Consider the following 476-nt stretch of genomic DNA (forward strand, 5'->3'; position numbering starts at 1 on the left):
CTTTGTTTTCGCGACCAATTTTATTTTCGATGTGACTAACTGTGATCAATTGTAACTAACTGTGACTAATTGTGACCAAATTTGTATTCAGTGTGTCTGTCTGTGACCAGATCAATCTCAAGTCACAACCGGTCACAACCAACACAAAATTGGTCACAAATAGTCACAACAAACACATATTTGGTCACAAAGGATCACCACAAACAAATCTACATACACCGCATACAAGTATCGTAATCCATCACCTCCAATCCACCACCACTAACACATTTAACTTCAATGCACCACAACATTGCAACAACCCAAACCACCGTTGCTAGAACCACAACCCAACAGATTCAATCACAACCACCACATAACCAAAACCACCGCCGCTGGAATCACAACCACACCTCAGCAGATCCAATCGATTGAGATCACTGCAACACTATCCAAAATCACAATCGCTAAAATCACAACCACCACATTACCAAAAC

General features: G+C 41.0%; 1 protein-coding gene. It reads left to right on the plus strand.

Annotated features, from left to right (window positions below):
* Window positions 1-292 precede the first annotated feature (292 nt).
* On the plus strand, window positions 293-476 hold a 184-nt coding region (locus tag GOQ16_RS17760), incomplete at its 3' end, for a hypothetical protein (protein WP_204987521.1).

The organism is Sphingobacterium bovisgrunnientis (assembly GCF_009829085.1).
In the GTDB taxonomy this organism is placed as follows: Bacteria; Bacteroidota; Bacteroidia; order Sphingobacteriales; family Sphingobacteriaceae; genus Sphingobacterium; species Sphingobacterium bovisgrunnientis.